The 5,754-nt window shown below is 54.8% G+C and carries 2 tRNA genes and 3 rRNA genes; all 5 read right to left on the bottom strand.

From position 1 onward, the window contains the following. Nucleotides 1-51: 51 nt before the first annotated feature. Nucleotides 52-166 (bottom strand): 5S ribosomal RNA (gene rrf, locus AC1DER_RS17135). Between the two features lie 164 nt (nucleotides 167-330). Further along, nucleotides 331-3,197 (bottom strand): 23S ribosomal RNA (locus AC1DER_RS17130). Nucleotides 3,198-3,464: 267 nt separating this feature from the next. After that, nucleotides 3,465-3,541: transfer RNA gene (locus tag AC1DER_RS17125), tRNA-Ile, on the bottom strand. Nucleotides 3,542-3,590: 49 nt separating this feature from the next. Then, nucleotides 3,591-3,666, bottom strand: a tRNA-Ala gene (locus tag AC1DER_RS17120). A gap of 121 nt (nucleotides 3,667-3,787) precedes the next feature. Next, nucleotides 3,788-5,332 (bottom strand): 16S ribosomal RNA (locus AC1DER_RS17115). The 16S, 23S and 5S rRNA genes sit together here with 2 tRNA genes alongside, the layout of an rRNA operon. Nucleotides 5,333-5,754 lie beyond the last annotated feature (422 nt).

Genomic DNA, 5,754 nt, shown 5'->3' with positions numbered 1-5,754 from the left:
GCGCACAAAGAAAAACCCCCAACCTTTCGGCTGGGGGTTTTAGGGTAAAGCCCCTGGCGATGACCTACTCTTGCATGGCTTAGGCCACACTACCATCGGCGCATGTGCGTTTCACTTCCGAGTTCGGAAAGGGATCGGGTGGGACCACACAGCTATTATCACCAGGGAGAGGGTGGAGGGTCGCAGGTCTCGWTGWACTGAGTTGCGCGCACGCTCTCGTTGGGTTGCTTTCACGGGATGTATTCCGTGTTGGCGAATGGGTTGGGAATTGTAGCAAGTTTTTGGCGAATGGTGTCCGACGTATCGGAGGCCAAAGCAACTTGAGGTTATATGGTCAAGCCACACGGATCATTAGTACTGGTTAGCTCAATGCATTGCTGCACTTACACACCCAGCCTATCAACCACCTGGTCTTGATGGTTCCTTTAGGGGAGTCAAGCTCCCGGGAGATCTCATCTTGAGGCGCGCTTCCCGCTTAGATGCTTTCAGCGGTTATCGCTTCCGAACATAGCTACCCGGCAGTGCCACTGGCGTGACAACCGGAACACCAGAGGTTCGTCCACTCCGGTCCTCTCGTACTAGGAGCAGCCCCTCTCAAATCTCCAACGCCCACGACAGATAGGGACCGAACTGTCTCACGACGTTCTGAACCCAGCTCGCGTACCACTTTAAATGGCGAACAGCCATACCCTTGGGACCGACTACAGCCCCAGGATGTGATGAGCCGACATCGAGGTGCCAAACACCGCCGTCGATATGAACTCTTGGGCGGTATCAGCCTGTTATCCCCGGAGTACCTTTTATCCGTTGAGCGATGGCCCTTCCATACAGAACCACCGGATCACTAAGACCTACTTTCGTACCTGCTTGATCCGTCGATCTTGCAGTCAAGCACGCTTATGCCTTTGCACACAGTGCGCGATGTCCGACCGCGCTGAGCGTACCTTCGTGCTCCTCCGTTACACTTTGGGAGGAGACCGCCCCAGTCAAACTACCCACCATACACGGTCCCCGATCCGGATTACGGACCTAGGTTAGAACGTCAAGCACTTCAGGGTGGTATTTCAAGGTTGGCTCCGCGCAAGCTAGCGCCTGCGTTTCATAGCCTCCCACCTATCCTACACAGAAGAACTCAACGTTCAGTGTAAAGCTATAGTAAAGGTTCACGGGGTCTTTCCGTCTTGCCGCGGGAACGCTGCATCTTCACAGCGATTTCAATTTCACTGAGTCTCGGGTGGAGACAGCGCCGCTGTCGTTACGCCATTCGTGCAGGTCGGAACTTACCCGACAAGGAATTTCGCTACCTTAGGACCGTTATAGTTACGGCCGCCGTTTACCGGGGCTTCGATCAAGAGCTTCGCCTTGCGGCTGACCCCATCAATTAACCTTCCGGCACCGGGCAGGCGTCACACCCTATACGTCCACTTTCGTGTTTGCAGAGTGCTGTGTTTTTGATAAACAGTCGCAGCGGCCTGGTCACTGCGGCCCCTCCCAGCTATTCACCAGAAAGGGCGCACCTTCTCCCGAAGTTACGGTGCTATTTTGCCTAGTTCCTTCACCCGAGTTCTCTCAAGCGCCTTAGAATTCTCATCCTGCCCACCTGTGTCGGTTTACGGTACGGTCTGCGTAAGCTGAAGCTTAGGAGCTTTTCCTGGAAGCGTGATATCGGTTGCTTCGCCCTAATGGGCTGGTCCTTAGTCTCAACGTTGCTCCCCCGGATTTGCCAAAGGGAACCGCCTCAACTCTCTCACCGGGACAACCAACGCCCGGCCAACCTAACCTTCTCCGTCCCTCCATCGCACTTACGCGAGGTGCTGGAATATTAACCAGCTTCCCATCGACTACGCATTTCTGCCTCGCCTTAGGGGCCGACTCACCCTGCGTCGATTAACGTTGCGCAAGGAAACCTTGGGCTTTCGGCGTGCGGGCTTTTCACCCGCATTATCGTTACTCATGTCAGCATTCGCACTTCCGATACCTCCAGCAGACTTCTCAATCCACCTTCAACGGCTTACGGAACGCTCCTCTACCGCGCATAACCAAAGTTATGCACCCCAAGCTTCGGTTCATCGCTTAGCCCCGTTAAATCTTCCGCGCAGACCGACTCGACCAGTGAGCTATTACGCTTTCTTTAAAGGGTGGCTGCTTCTAAGCCAACCTCCTGGCTGTCTGTGCCTTTCCACATCGTTTTCCACTTAGCGATGAATTTGGGACCTTAGCTGTGGGTCTGGGTTGTTTCCCTTTTCACGACGGACGTTAGCACCCGCCGTGTGTCTCCCCTACATTCTGTCCTGGTATTCGGAGTTTGCCATGGTTTGGTAAGTCGCAATGACCCCCTAGCCATAACAGTGCTCTACCCCCAGGAAGATTCATAGGAGGCGCTACCTAAATAGCTTTCGAGGAGAACCAGCTATCTCCGGGTTCGATTAGCTTTTCACTCCTAATCACACCTCATCCCCTACCTTTGCAACGGGAGTGGGTTCGGGCCTCCAGTTGATGTTACTCAACCTTCACCCTGGGCATGACTAGATCACCCGGTTTCGGGTCTACTGCCCGCGACTATGCGCCCTTATCAGACTCGGTTTCCCTTCGCCTCCCCTATACGGTTAAGCTCGCCACGAACAGTAAGTCGCTGACCCATTATACAAAAGGTACGCCGTCACCCTTGCGGGCTCCGACTGCTTGTACGCACACGGTTTCAGGGTCTATTTCACTCCCTTCACCAGGGTTCTTTTCGCCTTTCCCTCACGGTACTGGTTCACTATCGGTCGGTCAGGAGTATTTAGCCTTGGAGGATGGTCCCCCCATGTTCAGACAGGGTTTCTCGTGCCCCGCCTTACTCGATTTCATTGGAAGAGCTCTTTCGCATACCGGGCTGTCACCGTCTATGGCCAACCTTTCCAGGTTGTTTTGCTAGAACTCAATCAACTTAAGGGCTGGTCCCCGTTCGCTCGTCACTACTGAGGGAATCTCGGTTGATTTCTTTTCCTCCGGGTACTTAGATATTTCAGTTCTCCGGGTTTGCCTTGCATGGCTATTTATTCACCATGCAATACCTCTTGCGAGGTGGGTTTCCCCATTCGGACATTGCGGGATCAATGCTTGTTGCCAGCTCCCCCGCACTTTTCGCAGGCTGCCACGTCCTTCATCGCCTCTGACCGCCAAGGCATCCACCGTGTGCGCTTATTCGCTTGACCATATAACCCCAAGTTGCCTTGGAGCTACATTCGGACCAGGGGTACAAAGCCCGGTCTGGAATATAACGACTCAATTAATAAAGTGTCCGAAGACACTCGCCTTAGCCTCACGACACGTCATGGACACAATTCGTCTCAAAACGCTCGCTACAATTCCCAATTTTCAAAGAACGCAAATGGGCCTCAACGCCCAGCTGCTTCAATATTTAGTGTGCGCAATCAGAGTTTCAAACATTTCTGTCCAGGAGCAGGAAGCCACTTCGTAGGTGGTGGGTCTGGGAGGACTCGAACCACCGGCCTCACCCTTATCAGGGGTGCGCTCTAACCACCTGAGCTACAGACCCAAAGTGTTTCCCGCCGGCACAATCGCCAGGCAAGGGTCTTCGCCCAAGGTGGTGGAGCTTGTCGGGATCGAACCGACGACCCCCTGCTTGCAAAGCAGGTGCTCTCCCAGCTGAGCTAAAGCCCCATCGAATTCCCTGGAGGGATCCGGGGACGCTCCCGCAGCCACCCCACTGGGGCGACCCGGAACTCTGAATGCAGGTTACTTGTGCGGACGTCCGACCAGCAATTTGCTGTCTTTAGTCTCTAAAGGAGGTGATCCAGCCGCACCTTCCGATACGGCTACCTTGTTACGACTTCACCCCAGTCATCGGCCACACCGTGGCAAGCGCCCTCCCGAAGGTTAAGCTACCTGCTTCTGGTGCAACAAACTCCCATGGTGTGACGGGCGGTGTGTACAAGGCCCGGGAACGTATTCACCGCAGCAATGCTGATCTGCGATTACTAGCGATTCCGACTTCATGGAGTCGAGTTGCAGACTCCAATCCGGACTGAGATAGGGTTTCTGGGATTGGCTCGCCCTCGCGGGTTTGCAGCCCTCTGTCCCTACCATTGTAGTACGTGTGTAGCCCTGGCCGTAAGGGCCATGATGACTTGACGTCATCCCCACCTTCCTCCGGTTTGTCACCGGCGGTCTCCTTAGAGTTCCCACCATTACGTGCTGGCAACTAAGGACAAGGGTTGCGCTCGTTGCGGGACTTAACCCAACATCTCACGACACGAGCTGACGACAGCCATGCAGCACCTGTGTCACGGTTCCCGAAGGCACCCATCCATCTCTGGAAAGTTCCGTGCATGTCAAGGCCAGGTAAGGTTCTTCGCGTTGCATCGAATTAAACCACATACTCCACCGCTTGTGCGGGCCCCCGTCAATTCCTTTGAGTTTCAGTCTTGCGACCGTACTTCCCAGGCGGCGAACTTAACGCGTTAGCTTCGATACTGAGGGCCAAGTTGCCCCCAACATCCAGTTCGCATCGTTTAGGGCGTGGACTACCAGGGTATCTAATCCTGTTTGCTCCCCACGCTTTCGTGCCTCAGTGTCAGTGCTGGTCCAGGGTGTCGCCTTCGCCACAGATGTTCCTCCCGATATCTACGCATTTCACTGCTACACCGGGAATTCCACACCCCTCTACCGCACTCTAGTCAGCCAGTTTCCAATGCAGTTCCCAGGTTGAGCCCAGGGCTTTCACATCAGACTTAACAAACCACCTACGCACGCTTTACGCCCAGTAATTCCGAGTAACGCTTGCACCCTTCGTATTACCGCGGCTGCTGGCACGAAGTTAGCCGGTGCTTATTCTTCCGGTACCGTCATAACTCCGGGTTATTAACCCGAAGCTTTTCTTTCCGGACAAAAGTGCTTTACAACCCGAAGGCCTTCTTCACACACGCGGCATGGCTGGATCAGGCTTGCGCCCATTGTCCAATATTCCCCACTGCTGCCTCCCGTAGGAGTCTGGACCGTGTCTCAGTTCCAGTGTGGCTGATCATCCTCTCAGACCAGCTACGGATCGTCGCCTTGGTGGGCCTTTACCCCGCCAACTAGCTAATCCGGCATCGGCTCATCTATCTGCGTGAGGCCCGAAGGTCCCCCACTTTCTCCCGTAGGACGTATGCGGTATTAGCGTAAGTTTCCCTACGTTATCCCCCACAAATAGGCAGATTCCGATGCATTCCTCACCCGTCCGCCACTCGCCACCCACAGTATTGCTACTGCTGTGCTGCCGTTCGACTTGCATGTGTTAGGCCTGCCGCCAGCGTTCACTCTGAGCCAGGATCAAACTCTTCACTTAAAATTGCATGGATCCGAAGATCCAAATTTTTTGAGTGCAAAGCTCGTTCCAGGCACCAATTACTCGCTTGCATTTGCATGCATTTGAATCGTTGTTGCTTGGTACGAACATCTGCTCAATGGACAACCATCCACTAGCCAGACGTCCGCACAAGTTACCTGCGCACACTGTCAAAGATCTTCGGGGCCGGCCTCAGCGCCTTTCCCGTCTCACCCCGCCGCRCCAAAGTGCCCGAGGGAGCCGACTATCTTACAGCGAATTTCGATTCCGTCAACACCGTGCCGAGATCTTTTTTCGCTTCCCGCCGGCCCGTTCAGCGTCCTTTCGGACCGCCCCAGGACCACCGGGCCGCGCATCTTACAGCATGTCCGAGAACCGTCAACCGCCTCGAACCACACCGCCTTTTCCGCGTCCCGCCGCGT

The sequence above is a fragment of the Lysobacter sp. 05T417 genome (assembly GCF_056396405.1).
This window is presented reverse-complemented; position numbering and strand designations above follow the sequence as displayed.